This window comes from Rheinheimera sp., from assembly GCF_037442345.1.
Classification (GTDB): Bacteria; Pseudomonadota; Gammaproteobacteria; order Enterobacterales; family Alteromonadaceae; genus Pararheinheimera.
In genome coordinates this window covers 116,519-138,951 of the sequence record NZ_JBBIQL010000002.1, presented here as the reverse complement: position 1 = coordinate 138,951, position 22,433 = coordinate 116,519, and the positions used below count along the sequence as shown (strand labels likewise).

Genomic DNA, 22,433 nt, shown 5'->3' with positions numbered 1-22,433 from the left:
GACCCTTCAAGCCGGCTTTCGTGGTTGTTCCGCAGGCGCTCAAGTGCCGCAATCATTTTGCCTGTGCCGGCCAGGCGGGCAGCACCAGCGTCCGCTCTGTATTCACGCTGACGGGAAAACCACATCACAATCAGGCTGGCCAGCACGCCAAAAGCCATTTCCAGTACCAATACCGTCAGCATATAGACGACACCGTTGCTGCTTTGGCCTTCCCCTCTGTTGCCAGAAATAGCGCCGGCTATTAAGCGGGCGAAGAAAATGACAAAGGTGTTGACCACCCCCTGGATCAAGGTCAGCGTCACCATATCACCATTGGCGATATGAGAAACTTCATGCGCCAGCACAGCCTCAACTTCGTCTTCACGCATATTGCGTAATAAACCTGTGCTGACCGCCACCAGCGCGTTGTTGCGGCTTGGGCCTGTGGCAAAGGCATTCATTTCCGGGGAATCGTACAGAGCGACTTCCGGCATAGCGATGCCGGCTTGTTGCGCCTGACGGCGCACAGTTTGCAGCAGCCATTGTTCAGTCGCATTACGCGGCTGTGTTATCACCATGGCTCCCGTCGAGCGTTTGGCCATCCACTTCGACATAAAAAGTGAGATAAAGGATCCACCAAAACCAAACACTGCGGCAAACACCAACAAACCACTGATGCTGCGGCTGTCGATGCCCAACACGGCGAACAGGATGCTCAGTACCACACTCAGCACCAGCATCACCGCCAGGTTCGTGGCTAAAAACAACATAATCCGTTTCATACTCACCTCGTTCACTCAGTTACAACATTGAGTCAGGCAGGGCCGAAACCCGCATTCAGGTTCCGGGCTGTCACTGCTACTATAGGGGTTAAAGAAGCGAATTCAATGGCCATGCGGCAGGCATTTGTAAGAAAAGATAACTGGCGAAAAAACCGGGGTTAACGACCAGACGGACGAGAATTCAGCACCGCATCAGCCAGTTGTAGTTGCAAATCCGGGCTGACACCAGTGGTCGCATAAGGCAACACCGCCAGGCAAGGCGCCGGAATTCGTTGTTGTAATGTCGCAATGTTTTCGTCCAGACAGACCATGTCCGGGTCAATGCAATTGGCTATCCAGCCCAGCAGTGGCACACGGGCTTGTTGCAACGCATTCACTGTCAGCAGCGCATGATTCAGACAGCCCAGCTTCATGCCAACCACCAGGATCACCGGCCAGCCCTCTTCTGCAACCCAATCCGACAGGCAAGCCTCTGCAGTCACGGGCAACATCCAGCCCCCCGCGCCTTCAATCAGCATCAGATCCGCCTGATAAGCTTCCACTCTGCTAACCGCCTCCAGCAGTTGAGTTTTGCAAAGTGACAACCCCTGATGGGCAGCCGCCAAATGCGGCGCTATGGCCTCAGGTAAACAAACCGGATTCACCTCGTGATAACTCAGTGGCACGGTGCTGGCGTGCTGCAGCGCCAGGGCGTCGGTATTTCGTCCCTGGCTATTCACCCCGGCCGCAAAAGGTTTTAACCCTAAGGCTTTCAGCTGGCGCTGCTGTAATCCGCCCAATAAAGCGGTGGTGCAATAAGTTTTACCGGCATCGGTGTCTGTGCCTGTGACAAAAATTTTCATAAGCGCCGCATCCTAATATAGAGCAACTGATAACTGGCCAGCAGCAGGCCCTGTTGCCGCGGATACTGCAACTCCAGTTGCTGCCAGAAGCCTTTGCCGGTCAGGCCCCGCCGCTTCTGCCCCAGCACCGTATTGGCGCCCAGACCTTTCAGTTCACGGGCCAAAGCCCGCACGTCCGGGTAAGGCAACTGCACCAGCTCAGCAACCAGTTCCAGCTCTATGCCTGAATCACGAAAACCAGGCTGCAAGGCGGAAAAATACGCCAAAGGTAAAAACTCATTGGTATGGCGATAGGGATCAAGCCCCGCCCAAGCGTGCTCCAATTCAGCCAAGGTGCCCTGCAGCAAAGTGCTCAGCACAGCGACCGCACCAGGTTTTAACGCCTGCGCCACTTGCTGCAACACCAGTTCAGGCTTGGGGCACCACTGCAGCATCAGGCTGGAATAAAGCCCATCCAGGCTGCCGTGTTGAAAAGGCAGTTGGCTGGCATCGGCCTGCACCGCATCCACGCCCTGAGCTTTTGCCTGCGCCAGCATGGGCCAGCTTAAATCAAGCGCTAACAATTGGCGGCAACGTTGCTGCAACAGCGCTTTGTACCACAGGGGGCCAGTGCCTAAATCAACCAACAGCGACTGATACTCAGGTAACAAGGCCAGCAGCTGATGAGCGGCGTGGCGTTGCAGCCGGGCGTGTTGGGTGTAACTGGTCACAGCGGTCCCAAACTGTACCGCCACCTGTTCGGCAGTACTGAACGCAGAAAGTTTTGGCATTGCCGTCACCACAAACTCCGTAACGTCTTGATCAAATGATAAATATCCTCAGTCTGGTGCAAGGCAGATAAAGTCACACGTAACCTGGCGCCGTGCCGTGGTACCGTCGGAGGCCGGATGGCTGATAACCAGATCCCCCGCTGCTTTAGCTGCTCACTGAGCATTAAAGCTTTTTCAGTGTCACCAACCAGCACAGGCTGAATGGCGGTAACCGATGGCAGCAGCGGCAACTCAGCCTCAGCAGCCAGTCGGCGGAATAACTCACTATGCTGTTGCAGCTTGTCACGGCGCCACTGCTCTTTTCTGCACAGATCAATGGCGGTGCACAGGGCCCAACACAAAGCCGGCGATAAGGATGTACTGTAAATATAATGCCGGCCAAACTGGCGCAGATAATCAATCAGCAGTTTTGAGCCCGCCACAAAAGCCCCCTGTCCGGCCAACGCCTTGCCAAAATTCGCCATCAGCGCACTGATCCCGGCCACGTTGCCGCCCTGAGCCGCCCAGCTGCCACGACCTTCGGGCCCTGACTGACCCAGACCGTGAGCGTCATCCAGAATCAGTTCCGCCTGATGCGACGCACAGAGCGCTGTCAGCTGGCTCCAGTCCGGACTGTCGCCATCCATGCTGAACACTCCTTCAGTGACCACCCAGCTGTTGCTGCGCTGACGCAGTTTGCTGTCAAGGGCGGACCAGTCCTGATGCGAAAAGCGGCTGTAACTGCAGGGAGCCGTCAGGGCCGCATCAATCAGCGAGGCATGGCAGAGCTTGTCCAGCAACAGATGGTCTTGTTTGTCTGGCAAGGTATGCAGTAACAGCTGGTTGGCAGCAAAACCCGATGACATTAACAACACATCTTCAACCTGCAACCAGTCACACAGCTTATCCGTCAGCGCCTGATGGGCATAATGAAAACCGGTCAGCACAGGTGAACCTGAACTGCCACTGCCAAACCGCAACGCGCCTTCAGACAGCGCCGCTTTTAACTGGTCAGCTTGTGCCAGCCCCAGGTAATCATTGCCGGAAAAGTTCAGGTATTGCTGACCTGCCACCTGCACCAGCCGCCCCTGATACTGTTCAATCAGGGTTGGCTGGCGGTACAGTTGCTGTTGTCTGCGCTCGGTAATCGCCTGACGAAAGCGGCTGTTGGCATGCATCAGAGTGCTGCGTGAAACAAAGACGGCGTCTGCTGCTCTTTCATGGCGTCAGCCAGCGCCGCTTCATGCGCCTCATCCGACACATCATGGCGCTGCTCCGGCACCAGTCCCAGCTTGGCGAATAACAGCCTATCGGCATCCGCTTCCGGGTTTTCTGTAGTCAGCAGCTTATCACCGTAAAAAATAGAGTTGGCACCGGCCATAAAACACAGGGCCTGCATTTGTTCATTCATCCGAGAGCGGCCAGCCGACAAGCGCACATGGCTTTTCGGCAGCAGAATGCGTGCAACTGCTATGGTGCGGATAAAGACAAATGGGTCCAGATCATCCACATTATCCAGCGGAGTGCCCTGCACTTTGACCAGCATGTTGATTGGCACACTTTCGGGGTGTTCCGGCAAATTCGCCAGCTGCCGTAACAGGCCGGCTCTGTCGGTGGCACTTTCGCCCATACCGACAATACCGCCACAGCAGACTTTCATCCCGGCATCCCGCACATGCTGCAAGGTGTCCAGCCGGTCCTGGTAAGTGCGGGTGGTAATAATTTCGCCATAGAACTCTGGTGAGGTGTCGAGGTTATGGTTGTAATAATCCAGACCCGCCTGTTTTAACTCCACCGCCTGGCTGGCATCCAGTTTACCCAGCGTCATGCAGGTCTCCAGCCCCATCTCTTTGACGCCTTTGACCATTTCCATCAGAAAGGGCATGTCCCTTTGTTTTGGGTTACTCCAGGCGGCCCCCATACAAAAACGGGTCGCCCCTTTGTCTTTGGCAGCTCTGGCCTGAGTCAGCACCTTTTCCACTTCCAGCAGCCGCTCGCGTTCCAGACCCGTATTGTAATGGCCGCTCTGCGGACAGTATTTACAGTCTTCGGCGCAGGCACCGGTTTTGATCGATAACAAGGTGCTGACCTGGACTTCATTGGGTTTGAAGTGTTGGCGGTGCACCGTCTGCGCCTGAAACAACAGATCATTAAAAGGCAATGCAAATAAAGCCTGCACCTCGGCCAAAGACCAATCGTGACGTACGGAAGCGACAGCTGACATAAGTTTCCCTGACTGAAAAAGGCCTGTTTGTCGGGCCTGAAATTTTCCGTTAGTCTATAGACCCCGCTTACCCTGTCAACGCCAACCAGTTTACAAAGTTTACTTCAGGTTATTTTATGAGCAGCAATATCGAATTCGACCGCGAACACCTGTGGCACCCTTACACCTCGCTGACCAGCCCCTTGCCTGTCTACCCGGTCGCCAAAGCGTCCGGCGTCAGGATCCAGCTGGAGGATGGCCGAAGTCTGATCGATGGCACCAGCTCCTGGTGGGCCGCTGTGCACGGTTACAATCACCCGACGCTGAATGCCGCGTTAACGGCGCAGGCCAGCCAGTTCAGCCACGTGATGTTTGGAGGTTTTACCCATCAGAGTGCGGTGCAGCTTGGCCGTTTGTTGCTGTCGATGGTCCCCCAGGGTTTAACGAAAATTTTTTACGCTGACAGTGGCTCCATTGCCGTGGAAGTGGCGCTTAAAATGGCGCTGCAGTTCTGGCTGGGGCAAGGCCAACCCAAAAAAACGCGTATCCTGGCGCTGCGTAAGGCCTACCACGGCGACACCTTCGCCGCCATGTCAGTTTGTGATCCTGTGGATGGCATGCATAGCCTGTTTCAGGGCCAACTGGCCAAACAACTGTTTGCGCCCGCTCCACAAAGCCGCTTTGACGGCCCTTTTCTGGAACAGGATGCTGCGGCGCTGCGTCAATTGTTTGCTGCACACCATCAAGAACTGGCGGCCTTTATTCTGGAACCTGTGCTGCAGGGCGCCGGTGGTATGCGTTTTTATCATCCCGACTACCTGCGGCTGGCCCGTCAACTCTGTGACCAGTACCAGGTGTTGCTGATAGCCGATGAAATAGCCACTGGCTTTGGCCGCACCGGTCGGCTGTTTGCCTGCCATCACGCCAACATCAGTCCGGATATTTTATGTGTGGGCAAGGCGCTGTCCGGCGGGTACCTGAGTCTCGCCGCCACCCTGTGCAATGACAAGGTGGCCCAGGGCATCAGCCATGGTGAAGTGCCCGCGCTGATGCATGGCCCCACTTATATGGCCAATGCCCTGGCTTGTGCTGTCGCCTGTGCCAGCGTCAGCCTTATTCAACAGGGTCAGTGGCAGGCGCAGGTGCAGGCTATCGAGAACCAGCTGAAAAGCGGACTGGCGCCCTGCACTTCGTACCCGGGGGTCCGGGAAGTGCGGGTATTGGGTGCAATTGGGGTGGTGGAAATGCTGCATCCGCTGGATGTGGCGCAGGTGCAAAAACGTTGTGTGGCGCTGGGTGTCTGGGTACGGCCTTTTGGCAATCTGTTGTACCTGATGCCTCCTTTTGTGATCCAGCCAGACGAACTGGCGGTCCTGACAGATGCCGTCTGCCAGTTGAGCAAAACACCAGACTGGAGTCAGTCCGTGGTGTTACCTGGTGCTTAAACCAGATAACAACCAAATTGCCACCGCACTGAACAGCACCAGCAGGTAGAGATTCAGCCGAACACTGTCAGTGTGGCGCCGGTTCCGGCGCCAGTGCAGAACTAAGCTGATCAGGCTCAGCAACAGGCAGGCGATAAAAAGTGGAGTGCTGTACGCCAGCAATGCCTGATCCCAGTATGGGTCTACCGGAATTTTCCAATAACGTACCAGGCCCGAATTAAAATCCGGTTCCGCCAGATGAGCCAAAGCCAGGGCACCAGACAACAGGATCCAACAGCACAAATTCAGCCAGGACAGCAGTCTCAGCCACAGATCCGGCCCCTGCCTTCTGTTGCTGAGCTCAGTGTTCGTCTGGTCTTCCGTCATTTTGAATCCTCCGTACAACTTTTACTTGTGTTCAGGCCTTGCCTGCGTATCATGTTGCCTTTTAACATTTTGACAAAGGCAAGTTGGAGCAAGTTGCATGACGCATGCAGTAATTAAAGATGTGCTTGCTGGTCAGTATGAACTGGGCAGTACAGTGACAGTCAAGGGCTGGATCCGCACCAAACGCGATTCCAAAGCTGGTATTTCCTTTTTAGCCGTGCACGACGGCAGCTGCTTTGATGCAGTGCAGGCCGTTGCTCCGGCTGAACTGACGAATTACGAATCAGAAATCAAAAAGCTGACGACCGCCTGTTCTGTGATAGTCACAGGTGTGATTGCCCGTTCTGAAGGCCAGGGTCAGGCGTTTGAAATTCAGGCCAGCCAGGTCGAGGTGGTGGGCTGGGTAGAAAACCCGGACACTTACCCTATGGCACCGAAACGCCACAGCATGGAGTACCTGCGTGAACAGGCTCACCTGCGCCCGCGCACCAATGTGATTGGCGCGGTGGCCCGTGTCCGTCATTGCCTGGCCCAGGCCATTCACCGCTTTTTCCATGAGCAGGGTTTTTATTGGGTCAGCACGCCGCTGATCACCGGGGCTGATGCGGAAGGTGCCGGTGAAATGTTCCGTGTCAGCACACTGGATTTGGAAAACCTGCCACGCACGGACAAAGGCGATATCGATTTCTCTAAAGATTTCTTTGGCAAAGAAACCTTTCTGACCGTGTCTGGCCAGTTAAATGGTGAAACCTACGCCTGCGCACTGTCAAAGATATACACGTTCGGTCCCACTTTCCGGGCAGAAAATTCACACACCAGCCGCCATTTGGCTGAGTTCTGGATGATTGAACCTGAAGTGGCGTTTGCCGAACTGAAAGACATCGCCCAGCTGGCCGAAGATTTGCTGAAGTACGTATTTAAAGCGGTGCTGGCCGAGCGGGCTGATGACATGGCGTTTTTCGCCGAACGTATTGACAGCGACGCCATCAGCCGGCTGGAAAAAGTGATTGATTCTTCGTTTGTGCGGATGGATTACACCGACGCCATTGAGATCCTGAAAAATTGCGGCAAAGAGTTTGAATACCCGGTGGAATGGGGTGTGGACCTGCAATCTGAGCATGAACGTTACCTGGCCGAAGTGCATGTGGGCGCGCCTATCATCATGCAAAACTACCCTAAGGACATCAAAGCCTTCTATATGCGTCTGAATGAAGATGGCAAAACTGTTGCCGCTATGGATGTATTGGCCCCTGGCATTGGCGAAATTATCGGTGGCAGTCAGCGTGAAGAACGTCTGGACCAGTTCGACAAACGTCTGGATGAGATGGGTCTGCACAAAGAAGACTACAGCTGGTACCGCGATCTGCGCCGTTACGGCACGGTGCCGCATGCTGGTTTTGGTTTAGGTTTTGAGCGTCTGGTGTCTTATGTCACTGGCGTTGGCAACGTGCGGGATGTCATTGCATTCCCTCGTACTCCCGGTAACGCTGAGTTTTGATCGGCTGATCTGACGAACCAAGCCCCTGTTTCCAGGGGCTTTTTTTTACCTGCAATACAGCACCAACCCAAGTTTTTTCATTTACCCAATTGACAAACAAGTAAACATATTTTTTACTTTTGTTGCCATTTTGGCAAAATCAATAAAAAGGGACTCTCTATGAAAAAGCTGTTTTTACCTTTGATGTTACTGAGCGGTGCAGCAACTGCAGCCTCGATGGAATGCATGGTCGACACCGCTGCTTATGATGAATGGCAGCTGGGCTATTGCTCTGCGATGGAATTCACCTTTGATAACAATACCAATCTGGCGTTATGGCGAATCACAGGCCTAACCAAAACCGTTTCTCAGGTCATTTGGTCGGATGCCACTTCAGGCTGTGCGGCCACAGCATTAAGTTGCAATAAACAAATCCGGCCTTATCAGGAGCATTTGGGGAAAGCGACCATTTTATATTCAGACGGAACCTGGGAGCAGGTGCAGGCTACAGCACACTTTGAAACCGGTTTTTAGTGGCAGTCAGGCTCCTGTCGGAGCCTGCTTTTTTGAGCTCAGCCCTGAAAATCCTGAAAAAAACCTTCCGGGCTTAATGGTTGACGCGGCGGCATATCCAAAGCGCAGGTGCCCAGGTACAGATAACCGACAATTTCATCATCTTCACCCAGTTCCAACGCCTGTTTAACAAAATCATACTGAGTGTAGGCACCACTGCGCCAGATCCCACCAAAGCCCAGCGCAAAAGCAGCCTGCTGCATCGCCATCACCGCACAGGCAGCAGATTGAATCTGTTCAGAAAAAGGCACCTTCGGGTGTTCCACGCATTTAGCGATACAGGCAATCACCATAGGTGCCCGCAATGGCAACTGGCGAGCTCGCTCCACCACTTCATCAGACACCGAAGGGTCATCCTCCAGAGCCGCTTCGGCAAAGATATCGCCCAGTTTCTGCAGCGCCTGCCGGCCATTAAACACCACAAAACGCCAGGGTCTCAAATGACCATGATCGGGTACCTGCAAAGCGGCCTGCTTAATCAGCTGCAAATCTTCACCCGCCGGTGCAGGTTCGGTCAGGCGTGGGGAAGAATAACGAGTGGTTAATAGGGTCACAGCATCCATAATTCGACTCCGGCTAAGCGATCTAAATGCAGCGTAAGGCTAACAGACTTCGTTTTCCGACGACAACAGCTTTCTCGGGCTGTGTGACTGACTGCTTATCAGCTACTCAATTCAGCAGTTGCTGATACAGCGTCAGATAGGCCCTGGCGGCACTGCCCCAGTCAAACTTCTGCTGCATCCCTCTTTTACGGATTTGCAGAAACTTTTCCTTCTGCTGATAAAGCGCCATCGCCTGCTGCAATGCCTGAAGCACAGCTTCAGGTTTGGGCTCGTTAAAACAAATGCCTGTAGGGAGAGGCTGTTCCAGTCCCTGTACCGTATCCTTCAGACCACCTGTTGCCCGCACCAGCGGCAAAGTGCCATATTTCAGGCTATACAACTGATTCAAACCACAGGGCTCAAACAAGGATGGCATCAGGAAAAAATCGCCAGCCGCCTCCAGCAGGTGAGATAAGCCTTCATCAAAACCATGAATAAACCGCAGATGATGCGGATACTTCAGTGCCAGCTGCTGCAACCGGTCCACGTACAGCGGTTCGCCCGTGCCCATCAACACCACATAAGCCTGAGCAGACGTTAACCATTGCTCTAGCGCCGGGATCAGATAGTCATAGCCTTTTTGCCCGGTCAGGCGACTGACAGTGACAAACAGCGGCCAGTCGGTGTCTGGCAGCTTGCAGTGCTGCAACAACTGCTGCTTACAGTGCATTTTGCCAGTCAGATCGGCAGGGCTGAAATGGTGAGTCAGGTATGGGTCAATGGCCGGGTCCCAGATTTGGTCGTCTACCCCATTGAGAATACCGCTGAAATCCTGCCGTCGTTGCTGATACAACTGGCTTAAACCATTGGCAGCGGGTTCTTCCAGCAGCTCAGCCGCGTAGCCCTGGCTGACGGTCACCAGTTTGTCGGCATGAACCAAACCACAAGCAAGCAGGCTTGGCCTCAGCTGAGGTAAATCCCAGCTTAGTTCGTTGGCATAAAGCTCTGCCATCGATAACGGCTGCTGATAAGCCCCATTGTGCACTGTGAACACAAAACGGCAATTGGGCAGCGCCGCCGCATAAAGGGTTTTCAGATAACAGGCGGCGGCACCGGTTTGCCAGTCATGACCATGGATCAGATCCGGTTTCCAGTCCTGTTCCAGGCACCACTGCAAAGCAGCCTTGCAAAAGAAACTGAAGCGGCGCGCATTATCCGGATAGCCATGCAGGCCGTCATCATAAGGCCGCTCACGGCCAAAGAGTTCATGATGCTCCAGCAGATAGAGCGGCACTTCCTGCGCCGCAACCTGACGTACGGCACAGCCCATGGCCTCACCAGCCAGACTGAAATACACAGACTGCCAGTCAGGTGCCAGCGCTACATCGTACAAAGCACCATAACGTGGCAGCATGACCCGGACATCCACCCCAGACCCTCGCAAGGCAACCGCCAGAGCCCGGGTTGCGTCGGCCAGACCCCCTGTTTTGATCAGACCTTCGTATTCACTGCACAAAAACAACACGCGCATCAATCAAACCCTATGACTGCCCCTTTGGGTATTACAATAACCCCTTCGGATGAAACATGAAAACGCTGTTTATCCAGCACTTCATCTTCACCAATCACTGTACCTGGCGCTATTTTGACATCTTTGTCGATAATGGCGTGACGAATACGGCAGCCGCGGCCAATATCGTTGTTTCCCATCAAGACTGATTTCTCCACATAGGCATGGCTGTGGATATGAGTGTTGTAGCCAAGAATGGAGTGGTACACGATAGACCCGCTGACGATACAACCTGCAGCCACCATCGAGCTGATGGCCTGCCCGGTCCGGTTCGCTTCATCATGCACAAACTTGGCTGGTGGCATAGGGGGGGTGTAGCTGCGAAGTGGCCAGTACTTGTTGTACAGGTTCAGTGGCGGCTCCACCGCTATCAGGTCCATATTGGCTTCGTAGTAGGAATCGATAGTGCCGACGTCACGCCAGTAACCTTTGGATTCGTCTTGTTCACCACGAATTAAATTGCTCGAAAAGTCATACACATACACATCACCAGACGGATACAGCTCCGGAATAATGTTATGGCCGAAATCGTGCTTGGAATCTATTTTGACGGCGTCTTCATTGAGCACGTCCACCAGAGTTTTGGCTTCAAAAATATAATTTCCCATCGACGCCAGTACATAACCTGGCCGGCCAGGAATGGTTTTAGGGTTTTGCCTGGGTTTTTCTTCAAAGCCAATCATTTTGCCTGTGGCATCCACTTCAATGATGCCAAATTCATGCGCCTGTGATACCGGTACAGGAATGGCCGCCACCGTCAGACGGGCCCCCATCTGCCGGTGGAAATTCAACATCTGCCGCACGTCCATTTTGTAAATATGGTCGCCGCCAAAAACACAGACATGCTCAGGGTCCAGACCATGGATCAGGTGAATATTCTGATACACAGCGTCGGCAGTGCCCAGATACCAGTGTTTACCTGTTTGCATCTGAGCCGGAATAGGGTCGATAAACCTGTTGGTCAGGCCAGTCACCCGCCAGGCCCGGCTTAAATGCTTCATCAATGAATGTGACTTAAACTGAGTGATCACAAAAATTTGCAACAGATCCGAATTCACGAAGTTATTCAGCACAAAATCGATAATGCGGTAATTTCCGCCAAAAGGCACTGCAGGTTTGGCTCTAACCCCAGTTAACGGTGCCAGCCGGGTTCCCTCTCCCCCAGCCAGAATCATGGTAAGTACACCTGACATCGAACACTCCCCTGTATGATAGTCTTATTCGGCTAAGCAAGGCGGAGGCCAGCTTGTGGGGATACGGCACAAATTCCCTGCCCCCGCCAGTTTCACAGCGCTAACAGCGTCAAAGTCTGTGACCTCCAGAGGACTTCAGCACCAGTTTGGTGCAAGCTCTGCACAGCGCACCAAATGAACGCTTATAGTTCTTTGCATTCGTATGCATGAGACAGAGTAAGGGATATCGGGCAAAAAAAAACAGGGGGTAACCCCTGTTTTGTAAAAATAATGTTCTCAGCCCAGATTACTGAGTTTGTAGCATTATAAACGGGCAGCCAGTTCGGCCCCTTGCCGGATCGCCCGTTTGGCATCCAGTTCTGCAGCCACATCAGCCCCACCAATCAGGTGCACAGACAGACCACTGGCGTTGAGCTCTTCAAACAAAGTACGTTCACTTTCCTGGCCGGCACACACCACCACGTTGTCCACCGGCAGGCAACGTTGCTGCCCATCCAGCGTGATCCAAAGCCCGTTATCGTCCACCTTGTCGTACTGCACTGCACTGAACATCTCCACATTTTTCTTTTTCAGTGAACTGCGGTGGATCCAGCCAGTGGTCTTACCCAGACCCGCTCCCACTTTACTGCTTTTACGCTGCAGCAGGAAAACTTTACGTGGCGCAGCTTCAACCACCGGCTCCGCCAGCAGGGCCCCGCGCTGCTGATAGGTTTTATCAATACCCCAGTCTTTCAGCCAATGCTCAGGCTGCAAAGTCAATGACTGAGGCTCAGTCAGGTATTCCGCCACATCAAAGCCGATACCACCGGCGCCGATAATGGCAACATTCTGGCCGACCGGCACATGGTCACGCAGTACATTCAGGTAACTCAGCACTTTGGGGTGGTCGCTGCCTTCCAGCTGCAGTTGCCGCGCTTTAATGCCTGTTGCAATAACTATTTCATCAAACCCGGCCTGCTGCAGACTCTCTGCGGTCTGCTCCTTGCCTAATTCCAGTTTCACCTGATGCAGTTTCAGCATTTCAGCAAAGTAACGCAGCGTCTGATGAAACTCTTCTTTGCCCGGCACCTGCTTGGCGTAGTTAAACTGACCACCGATTTCTGTCGCTTTGTCAAACAAGGTTACCTGATGGCCTTTACTGGCGGCATAAACACTGAATGCCAGGCCAGCGGGCCCTGCTCCAACCACAGCGATTTTTTTCACTGTACTGGCTTTGCCGAAATTCAGCTCGGTTTCGTAACAGGCTCGGGGATTGACCAGGCAACTTGCCCGTTTATTTTTAAAGATATGGTCCAGACAGGCCTGATTACAGGCAATGCAGGTATTGATGAGCTGCGACTGTCCGGCTGCCGCTTTGTTGACAAACTCTGCGTCTGCCAGGAAAGGCCGAGCCATACAGACTAAGTCCGCCTGACCACTGGCCAGAATAGTTTCCGCCACTTCCGGTGTGTTGATGCGGTTGGTAGCGATCACCGGAATACCCACTTGTGAACGGACCTGTTCGGTGATCCAGCTAAATGCGGCGCGTGGCACCATGGTGCCAATGGTGGGTACCCGGGCTTCATGCCAGCCAATACCGGTGTTAATTAAGGTGGTTCCGGCCTGCTCTGCCCATTTGGCTAACTGCACCACTTCGTCATAGCTGGAGCCCTGCTCAACCAGGTCCAGCATCGACAAACGGTAAATAATAATAAAATCCGGACCACAGGCTGCACGTACGGCTTTTATCACCTCCAGCGGCAAACGACAGCGGTTTTCATAACTGCCCCCCCACTGATCCGTGCGGTGATTGGTTCGCTGGCAGATAAACTGGTTCAGCAAATAACCTTCAGAGCCCATAATTTCCACACCATCATAACCAGCCTTTTTCGCCAGCTTAGCCGAATGGGCAAAATCGCGGATGGTGCTTCGGATGGCGGAATCAGACATAGCTTTGGGTTTAAAAGGGGTGATAGGCGACTGAATAGCGCTGGGTGCCACACTGAACGGGTGATAGCCATAACGGCCTGCATGCAATAATTGCAGGCAAATTTTGCCACCATGCTGGTGCACAGCTTCGGTGACCTGTTTATGTTTACCGGCCTGCCACCACCAGGTGAGCTGGCTGCCAAAAGGCACCAGGTTGCCACGAAAATTCGGACTGATCCCCCCGGTGATAATCAAGCCGACGCCGCCTTTAGCCCGTTCAGCGTAAAAAGCTGCAAGTTTACGAAAACCCTGTTTTTCTTCTTCCAGCCCCGTGTGCATGGACCCCATGATCACGCGGTTGCGCAGTTGTGTGAAGCCTAAATCCAAGGGTGCTAATAAATGTGGATACGCCACGGCCTTCTCTCTGGTCATACCTGTTGAATGGGGTGAATGTAGCTGTTTTGCCACTGCTGCGCAAGCACAGACGAGGATCGGCACTGGTTGCCGGCCTCAGATGACACACATTTGGTTACAAATTCCATCTGAGCTTTATGCCGACATTGGTTAGCATGGAGGATAGACAGGATTTTTATTGAAGGAATGGTTCTATGTCTGAACAAAAACAAGGTTTGATCCGCCGATTCTTTGGCGCCATCTGGCGCGGCATCAGTGCGCTTCGTCACTTCACATTTAACGTGATTTTTCTGCTGATCCTGGTGTTCATCCTGACTTCCATCTTTTCCGGTGGCGATGAAGTTGAAATAGCGCCCAGTTCTGCGCTGGTGCTGAACCTGGAAGGTGACCTGGTGGAAGAAAAAACCTACATCGATCCCCTGGATGCGGCCATCAGTGAAGGCATGGGTGGTGAACCCGAAAACCCTGAAGTTCTGGTCAGTGATGTGGTGAAAACCATTGATGCCGCCAGCAAGGATCAGCGGATCAAAGCCATAGTGCTGGATTTATCTGCGTTGCGCTCTGGTTCAATGGACAAGCTGACTGCCATTGGCACGTCCCTGTTGACGTTTAAACAGGCAGGCAAAAAAGTTTTTGCTACCGGCGACTATTACAGCCAGAACCAGTATTTCCTCGCCTCTTATGCTGACAGTATCAACCTGAACCCAATGGGCACAGTGTTATTGGAAGGTTTTGGCAGTTATCCGATGTATTACAAGTCGGCACTGGAAAAACTGAAAGTGACGACCCATGTGTTCCGCGTTGGTACCTATAAATCCGCAGTGGAGCCTTTTATCCGTGACGATATGTCAGAAGAGGCCAAAGAGGCCAACCGGGCCTGGTTAACCGAGCTCTGGACCGGTTACAAAGCGCAGGTGGCAGAACGCCGTGGTTTTGACCATAGCAGCTTTGACGAAACTGTGTTGGGTTTGTATCAGAAGCTGCAGGCGGTGTCTGGTGATATGACACAATATGCTCTGGACGCCAAACTGGTTGACACCGTCAAAACCCGTGAAGAATTCCGCCAGGATCTGATTGCGCTGGTTGGTGAAAACTCAAAGAACAGCTTTAACCAGGTGAATTTCGATGACTATGCTGCCCAAGTGCTGATGCCGGCTTTTGACAACCCCATGATGGATAAAATCGCTGTCGTGGTCGCTCGTGGCACTATAGTCGATGGCAACGCCAAAGCAGGTACTATAGGGGGGGACAGCACCGCCGCCCTGCTGCGTCGTGCCCGTCTGGATGACAAAGTCAAAGCCGTGGTGCTGCGTATTGACAGCGGCGGCGGCAGTGCCTTTGCCTCTGAAGTCATAGGTCAGGAAATTAAACTGCTCAAAGCCGCTGGCAAACCTGTCATTGCCTCCATGGGAGCGGTCGCCGCCTCAGGTGGTTACTGGATAGCAGCACCTGCCAATGAGATCTGGGCAGCCCCCACCACTATTACCGGTTCTATCGGCATTTTTGGTCTGTTCCATACCCTGGAAAACGCCATGCCGGTGTTGGGCCTGAACACCGATGGAGTCGGCACTACGGAGCTGGCCGGTTTGAGTGCTGGCTTACCGCTGTTTAAAGGCCTGACAGCTGATATGGCAAATATCTTCCAGTTGCTGATTAACAAAGGTTATGACGACTTTATCAGCATGGTGGCAGAGCATCGCGGCATGACCAAAGAGGCGGTAGACAAAGTGGCTCAGGGCCGGGTCTGGACCGGCACCAAAGCACTGGAGTTAGGGCTGGTCGATAAACTGGGCAGTTTTGATGATGCCATTGCTGCAGCGGCGGAAAAAGCAGGCCTGAGCCATTATGATGTGCAGGTTATTGAGCAGGAGTTGAGCCCAAGTGAACAAATGCTGAAAAACCTGTTTGCATCAGATGCGATGGCCGCCCTGCTGCCAACAACTTCACAATCCGAACCGGCGTTTGCTCCCATGCTGCAGCGGCTCAGCGCACAGATCAAAGCAGATTTCGCCACGCTGAAAGAGTTCAATGACCCGAAAGGAATGTATTCAGTCTGCTTTAGCTGCAACGCTGTGCAGTAAAGCGCAACTCAGACACAAACCCGCTGCGGCGGGTTTGTTCTGTTCCTGGAGTGCTAAATGCAAAAAGCCGCTTAACTTTCGTTAAGCGGCTTTTCTGAATAAATGGCGGAGGGAGAGAGATTCGAACTCTCGGAAGGCTATTAACCTTCGCCGGTTTTCAAGACCGGTGCATTAAACCGCTCTGCCATCCCTCCGGCGCCGCGTATATTAATCAGATCAGCGTGGAAAGTAAAAGTTTTTTTTCACTTTAAAGAAAATAAGATAACTGTATGAATTGATTTGCAAAGTACCGGCTGGTTCTTTCTGAACTTCCCAAGTAAGATAAGGTCAGAGCAACTAACAGTCTCATAGAGGGGGAAAGTCTATGTCTTATCAACCATCAATGCACAGCAGCACCTACAGTCAGGTTGGTGAAACCAACAAGGTTCTGCGTAACACTTACTTTTTATTGGCAATGACACTGGCCTTTTCGGCCCTGACTGCCGGTATCGCTATGGCGATGAACTTCGGCTTTGGCGTGGCACTGGTGTTGTCACTGGTCGGTTTAGGTCTGGTGTTTGTGGTCCAACGCAAAGCAGACAGCGCCAGCGGTATCTTCTGGACCTTCGCCTTTACCGGCGTGATGGGTGCCTCTATTGGCCCTCTGCTGAACCGTTTTGCCGCTATGGCCAATGGTCCCGAACTGATTATGCAGGCGATGGGCCTGACCGCCGTCGCGTTTTTTGCGTTGTCAGCCATTGCGCTGTCCAGCCGCAGAAACTTCAGCTTTATGGGCAACTTCCTGTTTGTTGGCCTGATTGTGGTCATTGTCGCGGGCTTAGCCAATCTGTTCTTCCAGATCCCTGCCCTGCATCTGGCCATCAACGCCGCTGTAGTGCTGATTATGTCTGGTCTGATTTTATTCGACACCAGCCGTATTGTGCATGGCGGCGAAACCAACTATATCCGCGCGACAGTCAGCCTGTATCTGAACGTATTTAACCTGTTTACGTCCTTACTGCAGTTATTGGGCATTATGGGCAACGACGACTAAAACTTTCGGCTCTGCTGTGATTTTTGTACAATGCCCCGCTTAGCCGGGGCATTGCTTTTTTTGGAGGCAACATGATTGCTGTATTGCTGCAGTCTGCTGTATTGCAGGGGCAAGGTTTTGCTTCAGCGCTGCGCTTTTTAGAGCATTGTGTGGCACAAGGTGAACAGGTCGATTCCGTCTTTTTGTACCGTGATGCCGTGCTGGCTGTCAGCTCAGCCATTGATTTACCGTCAGACGAGCCGGATTTAGCTGCGCTGTTGCGCCAATGCTGTGCACAGCAGCAAATCCCTCTGCTGTACTGCGTCACTGCGGCTGAAAAACGGGGGGTCACCCAAGTGGCCGAACCTTGTATCGCGGCTGGCCTTGCCGAATTCGCAATGCGTTTATCGCAAGTCAAACAACTGGTGCAGTTCTGATGAAAGTAGCCATAGTTCATACCAAAGCGCCTTTTGACGGTGTCTATGCCCGGGAGACTCAGGATCTGGTGCTGGCGCTTGCTGCCGTCGATTACGAGCTGAGCCTGGTGTTTTGCGATGACGCTGTCTACCAGTTACTGCCGGGCACAGACAGTGCCGCGCTGAAAATCAAAGATCTGCGGCCACGTCAGAAATTGTTTGAACTCTATGACATCGACAGGTTGTATGTCTGTGCCGAATCATTGCGCCAGCGTCAGCTGACTGCCGAGCAGCTGCAAGGCCCGGTGCAACTGCTGGAAGGTCCACAGCTGAACCAATTGCTGGCATCACAGCAGCATCTGATAGGAGCCTGAGATGCTGGTGATCCTGCAGCAAAACAGAATACCAGCCTGCCTGAGCTGGCTGACCGCAGAAGACCAGGTGCTGTTACGTCATGAGGCGGTCTATTTGCAGTCGCAGCTGAGCCATTGTGCGGCGTCTGTGTTGGTCAGCAATACGGATCTTGCCGTCAGGGGTATGCAGCCCTCTGCCTCTGTGCAAAGCTGCGAAGATCCGCAAATTCACCAATTGGTGCTGGAGAACCCATTAAGTTTATGTCTGAGCTGAGTATTGAAGGGGTTAGTTACCCGCTGGATAAACACGGTTACCTGGCCGATTTGAGCCTGTGGAACGAGCAGTTGGCGTTGGCCTTTGCTGCACTGGAGCAGATAGAGATGACTGAAGCGCACTGGGAAGTGGTGCATTTTGTCCGCAACTTTTACCAGCAATACCAGACCTCACCAGCCATTCGGTTATTGGTGAAAAGCATGGGTGAAAAACTGGGGCCGGACAAAGGCAACAGTAAATACCTGTTTTTATTGTTTCCGGAAGGGCCAGCCAAGCAGGCGACCCGTATTGCAGGATTACCCAAACCGGCCAAGTGCCTGTAAACACATCGCCGAAAACTGCTCCTGCCATTTCGGCATACCGTACGTCCTGTACATCGCCGAAAATTGCTCCTGCCATTTCGGCATACCGTACGTCCTGTACATAAAGCTGCTAACGCAGCTTCTTATACATCGTCATGGCGGCGTCCAGGCTAATCACCAGCACCAGCACCGCCATAGAAATCAAAATAATCCAATACAACCAGCGCAACAGTATTTTCGTTGAACTGGGTCTGACTTTACGCACCACTTTATGCTGAGGCAATGGCCTCTGACCCGAGGCCAGCCACAGAACAAGATGCAGAAAAATCGCCATCACCCCTGAGATCCCAGACTGATATGGGTTTTTCCACCCATATAGGGCCGCAGCACTTCAGGGATCAGCACAGAACCATCGGCTTGCTGGTAGTTTTCCAACACGGCAACCAGGGTGCGGCCCACGGCTAAACCTGAACCGTTCAGCGTGTGCAGCAGCTCCGGCTTTTTGCCTTCTTCCGGGCGGAAACGGGCTTGCATACGGCGCGCCTGGAAATCCCACATATTGCTGCACGACGAAATTTCGCGGTAGGTATTCTGCGCCGGTAACCAGACTTCCAAATCGTAAGTCTTGCAGGCACCAAAGCCCATATCCCCGGTGCAGAGCAGCATCACACGGTAGGGTAAGCCCAGCAGCTGCAGTACTTTTTCGGCATGGCCCGTCATCTCTTCCAGTGCTTCAAAGGATTTTTCCGGGTGCACCAGTTGCACCATTTCGACTTTATCAAACTGGTGCTGGCGAATAAGACCTCGGGTGTCACGGCCATAAGAACCCGCTTCACTGCGAAAACAGGGGGTATGGGCTGTCATTTTTATGGGCAATTCGGCCAGGTCGAAAATCACATCGCGGGCCAGATTAGTCAAAGGCACTTCGGACGTTGGGATCAGCGACATGCCCTGACCTTCTTCAGTGGCCGGTTTAGTATGGAACAAATCGGCGCCAAACTTAGGTAGCTGACCAGTGCCAAACAAGGAATCCGCATTCACCAGATAGGGCACATACATTTCGGTGTAACCATGCTGCTCTGTGTGCAGGTCCAGCATAAACTGCGCTAAAGCCCGGTGCAGACGGGCGATTTGACCACGCATCACCACAAAACGGGAGCCGGCAATTTTTACCGCATTCTCAAAATCCAGGCCTTGGTCCAGTGCTTCGCCGAGCGCCACATGGTCTTTCACATCAAAGTCAAAACTGCGGACGTCACCCCAACTGCGGACCAGTTGGTTGCCTGTTTCGTCCTTGCCAGCTGGCACCGACTCATGAGGCAGGTTCGGAATGGCCTGCACAATAGCGTCCAGCTGCGCCATCACAGCGTCCAGCTGTTGTTTGGCAAGATCCAGTTCAGCGCCTAAGCCGTCCACTTCGGCCAACAGCGGAGCTATATCCTCTCCCCTGGCTTTGGCCTGGCCTATGGACTTGGATTTGGTGTTACGCAGGTTTTGTAAATCCTGGGTTTTCACCTGCAGATCACGGCGCTGCTGTTCCAGCTGTTCAAGGGTGGCAACATCCAGCGCGAAGCCACGGTCGGCCAGACGGGCGGCAGTCTGGGCCAGTTCAGAGCGTAAAAATTTTGCATCTAACATAATGATTTACTTCATAGTACCCAGCTTTACACCCAGCCAGGCTAAGGTTAAACATAACACCAGATTCAGTACAACATTCAGCACCGCCTTCGGCAGTTCTCCCTGTTGAACTAACAGAATGGTGTCCAGCGAAAAAGTGGAAAAGGTGGTAAAAGCACCAAGAAACCCAATACCAATCAGAGCCTTCCAAGGACTTACCGCCAGATGTTCGGTCAGAAACAGGCCGTACAGAACCCCCAGCACAAAAGACCCCAGAATATTAACCAGCAAAGTCGCAAAAGGAAATGCTTTGCCCAAAAGATGCAGGATAAATTCACCCAGGCCGTAACGGCAACAGGCGCCCAAAGCACCGCCTATGGCGACAGCCAGGTAACTATTCATCGGCATCCCTCTTTGATTCAGCATCTAACTGGCGCAAATACGCCAGCTTGTCCTGCAATTGTTTTTCCAGACCACGGTCACTGGGCTGATAAAAACAGAGCCCGGCCATTTCATCAGGTAAATAGCGTTCGCCTGCCGCATAAGCACCGGGCTCGTGATGGGCGTAGCGGTAATCCTGACCATGGCCTTGTTGTTTCGCCAGGCGGGTCGGGGCATTACGCAGATGGTTTGGCACCTCAAAGGACGGCTGCTGCTGCACAAACTGGCGCATCTGATTAAAAGCGGTGTACACCGCATTACTTTTTGGCGCCAACGCCAGATAAATGGCTGCCTGGGCTATAGCCCGCTCACCTTCGGCCGGCCCCACCCGGGTGAAGGTGTCCCAGGCGTCCAGCGCCAGTGTCAGGGCCCTCGGGTCGGCATTGCCTATGTCTTCACTGGCGATAGCCAACAAGCGCCGGGCCACGTACAAAGGGTCACCGCCACCTTCCAGAATACGGCAATACCAATACAAAGCGCCGTCCGGGTTCGAGCCACGCACCGATTTATGGAAAGCCGAAATCAGGTCGTAATACAAATCGCCCTGTTGATCAAAGCCAGGCAACTGCCGTGGCACCAGCTGCTGCAATAAGGCGGCGTCCACTGTGCGCATGCCATCCGTCTGGGGCGCCGATTCCACCGCCTGCTCCAGCAAATTCAACAAACGCCGGGCGTCACCATCGGCGAGGCGCAGCAATAAGCGGCGGGCATCCTCAGTCAGGGCCACCTGTTGATGCTGCGCGGCAAAATGTGCCAGGGCCCGTTGTGTCACCCGCAGCAAATCCTGTTCTGTCAGCTTTTTCAGAATGCAGACCCGCGCCCGCGACAACATAGCGTTGTTCAGCGCAAACGCCGGGTTTTCGGTGGTGGCACCAATAAAAATAATGGTGCCGTCTTCAATATGAGGTAAAAAGGCGTCCTGCTGCGCTTTGTTAAAGCGATGCACTTCGTCAACAAACAACAAGGTGCGCTGGTTTTGTGCCAGCCGCTGTTTGGCCGCCTGGATTTCTTCGCGGATTTCTTTCACACCTGCGGTCACCGCCGACAAGCGGGCAATACTGGCTTTGGCATAAAGCGCAATCAGCTCCGCCAACGTGGTTTTGCCTGTGCCTGGCGGCCCCCATAGGATCAGCGAAGAAATACGGCCAGCTTCAATCGCCTTGCGCAGCGGTGTGCCGGGCCCGAGTAAATGCGACTGGCCGACATAGTCGGCCAGGCTTTGTGGCCTCAGCAAAGCGGCTAAAGGCCGGATTTCGTCGTGAAAGTCAAATCCGAGGTTGGTCACTTTTTACGTTGATCATCCACTTCGGCAGTTGCAGGAATACTGAACTGAAACAGCTCCTGTGCCAACGGCGTGTTGTATTGCACCAGGGTGAATTCAAAATCACTTTGCTGGCCGTTGCTGTCCAGTACTGTCATTTGCGACAAAGCCAGGCCGGAAAACTTCAGGCTGAGTTTTTTCACCGCGTTGTTCGGGTCTTTCGGCACTATATCAAACTGCTCGTTTTGCCCTGTGACCTGGTACTGTGCCCATAACTTCGGATCATGGGAAGTCAGCAGAACAAAAGGCGTTTTCTGTACCTGCTCTTTCGCATCATAAATACTGACCTGGTCCAACACTTCGGCATAAAACCACAAGGTGGTGCCATCGCCAATAAACAGGTTGGGCTCAGGTGTCTGGGTTTCAAAACGAAACAACGACGGTTGTTTCAGTGACAACATGCCCTCGCCTTGCTGGATCAGCTTTTTATTGGCATCCACCACAGTCTGGTTAAAGCTGGACTGAAAACTGGTCAGTCGCGCAAGCTTGTTTTGCAGCGCCGCCGCCTGGTCAGCCAGTACCTGAAATGAACTGATCCCACATAAGGCCACACTTAACAGCAAATACTTCATT

Annotated in this window: 24 protein-coding genes and 1 tRNA gene; 9 read left to right on the top strand and 16 right to left on the bottom strand. The window is 53.2% G+C overall.

Going from position 1 to position 22,433, the window contains the following annotated elements; translation table 11 throughout:
- The 5 genes from htpX to bioB all read right to left on the bottom strand — a co-directional run.
- A partial coding sequence (htpX, locus tag WKJ04_RS01710) for a protease HtpX (protein WP_337878832.1) occupies positions 1-761 on the bottom strand: 761 nt, incomplete at its 3' end.
- A gap of 158 nt (positions 762-919) precedes the next feature.
- Positions 920-1,603, bottom strand: a complete 684-nt coding sequence (bioD, locus tag WKJ04_RS01705; RefSeq protein ID WP_337878831.1) for a dethiobiotin synthase — start codon at positions 1,601-1,603, stop codon at positions 920-922.
- The gene (locus WKJ04_RS01700) at positions 1,600-2,373 is read right to left on the bottom strand and encodes a methyltransferase domain-containing protein (protein WP_337878830.1); all 774 of its coding nucleotides are present in this window, start codon (positions 2,371-2,373) and stop codon (positions 1,600-1,602) included. The genes bioD and WKJ04_RS01700 overlap by 4 nt, the downstream gene beginning before the upstream one ends.
- 5 nt (positions 2,374-2,378) lie before the next feature.
- Positions 2,379-3,530, bottom strand: a complete 1,152-nt coding sequence (locus WKJ04_RS01695; RefSeq protein ID WP_337878829.1) for an 8-amino-7-oxononanoate synthase — start codon at positions 3,528-3,530, stop codon at positions 2,379-2,381.
- Complete coding sequence (bioB, locus tag WKJ04_RS01690; RefSeq protein ID WP_337878828.1) at positions 3,530-4,576, bottom strand: biotin synthase BioB; 1,047 nt, start codon at positions 4,574-4,576, stop codon at positions 3,530-3,532. The genes WKJ04_RS01695 and bioB overlap by 1 nt, the downstream gene beginning before the upstream one ends.
- Before the next feature lie 116 nt (positions 4,577-4,692).
- Between bioB and bioA the strand changes: the two genes are divergently transcribed.
- Positions 4,693-6,000: an adenosylmethionine--8-amino-7-oxononanoate transaminase gene (gene bioA, locus WKJ04_RS01685; protein ID WP_337878827.1), complete on the top strand. Its 1,308-nt coding sequence runs from the start codon at positions 4,693-4,695 to the stop codon at positions 5,998-6,000.
- Here bioA and WKJ04_RS01680 read toward each other — a convergent pair.
- Positions 5,986-6,366, bottom strand: a complete 381-nt coding sequence (locus WKJ04_RS01680; protein WP_337878826.1) for a hypothetical protein — start codon at positions 6,364-6,366, stop codon at positions 5,986-5,988. The genes bioA and WKJ04_RS01680 overlap by 15 nt on opposite strands.
- 97 nt (positions 6,367-6,463) lie before the next feature.
- Between WKJ04_RS01680 and asnS the strand changes: the two genes are divergently transcribed.
- Positions 6,464-7,864, top strand: coding sequence for an asparagine--tRNA ligase (gene asnS / locus WKJ04_RS01675; RefSeq protein WP_337840154.1), 1,401 nt, complete (start codon positions 6,464-6,466; stop codon positions 7,862-7,864).
- A 159-nt stretch (positions 7,865-8,023) separates the two neighbouring features.
- Positions 8,024-8,377 (top strand): hypothetical protein, encoded by a 354-nt coding sequence (locus tag WKJ04_RS01670; protein WP_337878825.1) that lies wholly within the window; start codon positions 8,024-8,026, stop codon positions 8,375-8,377.
- 38 nt (positions 8,378-8,415) lie between these two features.
- Here the strand turns inward: WKJ04_RS01670 and WKJ04_RS01665 are convergent, their stop codons facing one another.
- From WKJ04_RS01665 to WKJ04_RS01650, 4 genes are all read right to left on the bottom strand, one after another.
- On the bottom strand, positions 8,416-8,979 hold the full coding sequence (locus WKJ04_RS01665) for an NAD(P)H nitroreductase (RefSeq protein WP_337878824.1): 564 nt from the start codon (positions 8,977-8,979) through the stop codon (positions 8,416-8,418).
- A gap of 106 nt (positions 8,980-9,085) precedes the next feature.
- Positions 9,086-10,489: a glycogen synthase gene (locus tag WKJ04_RS01660; RefSeq protein WP_337878823.1), complete on the bottom strand. Its 1,404-nt coding sequence runs from the start codon at positions 10,487-10,489 to the stop codon at positions 9,086-9,088.
- Entirely contained in the window at positions 10,489-11,721 is a 1,233-nt protein-coding gene (glgC, locus tag WKJ04_RS01655) for a glucose-1-phosphate adenylyltransferase (RefSeq protein WP_337878822.1), read from the bottom strand. The genes WKJ04_RS01660 and glgC overlap by 1 nt, the downstream gene beginning before the upstream one ends.
- A gap of 303 nt (positions 11,722-12,024) precedes the next feature.
- Entirely contained in the window at positions 12,025-14,061 is a 2,037-nt protein-coding gene (locus WKJ04_RS01650; protein WP_337878821.1) for an NADPH-dependent 2,4-dienoyl-CoA reductase, read from the bottom strand.
- A gap of 176 nt (positions 14,062-14,237) precedes the next feature.
- Between WKJ04_RS01650 and sppA the strand changes: the two genes are divergently transcribed.
- Positions 14,238-16,124 (top strand): signal peptide peptidase SppA, encoded by a 1,887-nt coding sequence (gene sppA / locus WKJ04_RS01645; RefSeq protein WP_337878820.1) that lies wholly within the window; start codon positions 14,238-14,240, stop codon positions 16,122-16,124.
- A 103-nt stretch (positions 16,125-16,227) separates the two neighbouring features.
- Here sppA and WKJ04_RS01640 read toward each other — a convergent pair.
- Positions 16,228-16,318: transfer RNA gene (locus WKJ04_RS01640), tRNA-Ser, on the bottom strand.
- Positions 16,319-16,488: 170 nt separating this feature from the next.
- On the opposite strand from WKJ04_RS01640, the gene WKJ04_RS01635 reads away from it, so the two are divergent.
- From WKJ04_RS01635 to WKJ04_RS01615, 5 genes are all read left to right on the top strand, one after another.
- Positions 16,489-17,157, top strand: coding sequence for a Bax inhibitor-1/YccA family protein (locus WKJ04_RS01635; protein WP_337840161.1), 669 nt, complete (start codon positions 16,489-16,491; stop codon positions 17,155-17,157).
- Positions 17,158-17,228: 71 nt separating this feature from the next.
- Positions 17,229-17,573: a DsrE family protein gene (locus WKJ04_RS01630; RefSeq protein WP_337878819.1), complete on the top strand. Its 345-nt coding sequence runs from the start codon at positions 17,229-17,231 to the stop codon at positions 17,571-17,573.
- The gene (gene tusC / locus WKJ04_RS01625; RefSeq protein WP_337878818.1) at positions 17,573-17,926 is read left to right on the top strand and encodes a sulfurtransferase complex subunit TusC; all 354 of its coding nucleotides are present in this window, start codon (positions 17,573-17,575) and stop codon (positions 17,924-17,926) included. Before WKJ04_RS01630 ends, tusC begins: the two co-directional genes overlap by 1 nt.
- A gap of 1 nt (position 17,927) precedes the next feature.
- On the top strand, positions 17,928-18,179 hold the full coding sequence (locus tag WKJ04_RS01620; RefSeq protein ID WP_337878817.1) for a DsrH/TusB family sulfur metabolism protein: 252 nt from the start codon (positions 17,928-17,930) through the stop codon (positions 18,177-18,179).
- On the top strand, positions 18,167-18,502 hold the full coding sequence (locus tag WKJ04_RS01615) for a TusE/DsrC/DsvC family sulfur relay protein (RefSeq protein ID WP_337878816.1): 336 nt from the start codon (positions 18,167-18,169) through the stop codon (positions 18,500-18,502). The genes WKJ04_RS01620 and WKJ04_RS01615 overlap by 13 nt, the downstream gene beginning before the upstream one ends.
- A 109-nt stretch (positions 18,503-18,611) precedes the next feature.
- Here WKJ04_RS01615 and WKJ04_RS01610 read toward each other — a convergent pair whose 3' ends face one another.
- Genes WKJ04_RS01610 through lolA form a run of 5 tightly spaced genes read right to left on the bottom strand, consistent with a single transcriptional unit; the run spans position 18,612 to position 22,432 of the window.
- Positions 18,612-18,815 carry a hypothetical protein gene (locus WKJ04_RS01610; RefSeq protein ID WP_337878815.1) on the bottom strand — a complete coding sequence of 68 codons (204 nt, stop codon included), beginning with the start codon at positions 18,813-18,815 and terminating at the stop codon, positions 18,612-18,614.
- Positions 18,815-20,119 carry a serine--tRNA ligase gene (serS, locus tag WKJ04_RS01605; protein ID WP_337878814.1) on the bottom strand — a complete coding sequence of 435 codons (1,305 nt, stop codon included), beginning with the start codon at positions 20,117-20,119 and terminating at the stop codon, positions 18,815-18,817. The genes WKJ04_RS01610 and serS overlap by 1 nt, the downstream gene beginning before the upstream one ends.
- Positions 20,120-20,125: 6 nt before the next feature.
- Positions 20,126-20,500: a fluoride efflux transporter CrcB gene (gene crcB, locus WKJ04_RS01600; RefSeq protein WP_337840168.1), complete on the bottom strand. Its 375-nt coding sequence runs from the start codon at positions 20,498-20,500 to the stop codon at positions 20,126-20,128.
- Positions 20,493-21,824, bottom strand: coding sequence for a replication-associated recombination protein A (locus tag WKJ04_RS01595; protein ID WP_337878813.1), 1,332 nt, complete (start codon positions 21,822-21,824; stop codon positions 20,493-20,495). Before WKJ04_RS01595 ends, crcB begins: the two co-directional genes overlap by 8 nt.
- Positions 21,821-22,432 (bottom strand): outer membrane lipoprotein chaperone LolA, encoded by a 612-nt coding sequence (lolA, locus tag WKJ04_RS01590; RefSeq protein WP_337878812.1) that lies wholly within the window; start codon positions 22,430-22,432, stop codon positions 21,821-21,823. The genes WKJ04_RS01595 and lolA overlap by 4 nt, the downstream gene beginning before the upstream one ends.
- Position 22,433 lies beyond the last annotated feature (1 nt).

Bases quoted from the DNA above. Each gene is read 5' to 3' on its own strand.
- bioD (WP_337878831.1), bottom strand. From the start codon at position 1,603: ATGAAAATTTTTGTCACAGGCACAGACACCGATGCCGGTAAAACTTAT.
- WKJ04_RS01700 (WP_337878830.1), bottom strand. From the start codon at position 2,373: ATGCCAAAACTTTCTGCGTTCAGTACTGCCGAACAGGTGGCGGTACAG.
- WKJ04_RS01695 (WP_337878829.1), bottom strand. From the start codon at position 3,530: ATGCATGCCAACAGCCGCTTTCGTCAGGCGATTACCGAGCGCAGACAA.
- bioB (WP_337878828.1), bottom strand. From the start codon at position 4,576: ATGTCAGCTGTCGCTTCCGTACGTCACGATTGGTCTTTGGCCGAGGTG.
- bioA (WP_337878827.1), top strand. From the start codon at position 4,693: ATGAGCAGCAATATCGAATTCGACCGCGAACACCTGTGGCACCCTTAC.
- WKJ04_RS01680 (WP_337878826.1), bottom strand. From the start codon at position 6,366: ATGACGGAAGACCAGACGAACACTGAGCTCAGCAACAGAAGGCAGGGG.
- asnS (WP_337840154.1), top strand. From the start codon at position 6,464: ATGACGCATGCAGTAATTAAAGATGTGCTTGCTGGTCAGTATGAACTG.
- WKJ04_RS01670 (WP_337878825.1), top strand. From the start codon at position 8,024: ATGAAAAAGCTGTTTTTACCTTTGATGTTACTGAGCGGTGCAGCAACT.
- WKJ04_RS01665 (WP_337878824.1), bottom strand. From the start codon at position 8,979: ATGGATGCTGTGACCCTATTAACCACTCGTTATTCTTCCCCACGCCTG.
- WKJ04_RS01660 (WP_337878823.1), bottom strand. From the start codon at position 10,489: ATGCGCGTGTTGTTTTTGTGCAGTGAATACGAAGGTCTGATCAAAACA.
- glgC (WP_337878822.1), bottom strand. From the start codon at position 11,721: ATGTCAGGTGTACTTACCATGATTCTGGCTGGGGGAGAGGGAACCCGG.
- WKJ04_RS01650 (WP_337878821.1), bottom strand. From the start codon at position 14,061: ATGACCAGAGAGAAGGCCGTGGCGTATCCACATTTATTAGCACCCTTG.
- sppA (WP_337878820.1), top strand. From the start codon at position 14,238: ATGTCTGAACAAAAACAAGGTTTGATCCGCCGATTCTTTGGCGCCATC.
- WKJ04_RS01635 (WP_337840161.1), top strand. From the start codon at position 16,489: ATGTCTTATCAACCATCAATGCACAGCAGCACCTACAGTCAGGTTGGT.
- WKJ04_RS01630 (WP_337878819.1), top strand. From the start codon at position 17,229: ATGATTGCTGTATTGCTGCAGTCTGCTGTATTGCAGGGGCAAGGTTTT.
- tusC (WP_337878818.1), top strand. From the start codon at position 17,573: ATGAAAGTAGCCATAGTTCATACCAAAGCGCCTTTTGACGGTGTCTAT.
- WKJ04_RS01620 (WP_337878817.1), top strand. From the start codon at position 17,928: ATGCTGGTGATCCTGCAGCAAAACAGAATACCAGCCTGCCTGAGCTGG.
- WKJ04_RS01615 (WP_337878816.1), top strand. From the start codon at position 18,167: ATGTCTGAGCTGAGTATTGAAGGGGTTAGTTACCCGCTGGATAAACAC.
- WKJ04_RS01610 (WP_337878815.1), bottom strand. From the start codon at position 18,815: ATGGCGATTTTTCTGCATCTTGTTCTGTGGCTGGCCTCGGGTCAGAGG.
- serS (WP_337878814.1), bottom strand. From the start codon at position 20,119: ATGTTAGATGCAAAATTTTTACGCTCTGAACTGGCCCAGACTGCCGCC.
- crcB (WP_337840168.1), bottom strand. From the start codon at position 20,500: ATGAATAGTTACCTGGCTGTCGCCATAGGCGGTGCTTTGGGCGCCTGT.
- lolA (WP_337878812.1), bottom strand. From the start codon at position 22,432: ATGAAGTATTTGCTGTTAAGTGTGGCCTTATGTGGGATCAGTTCATTT.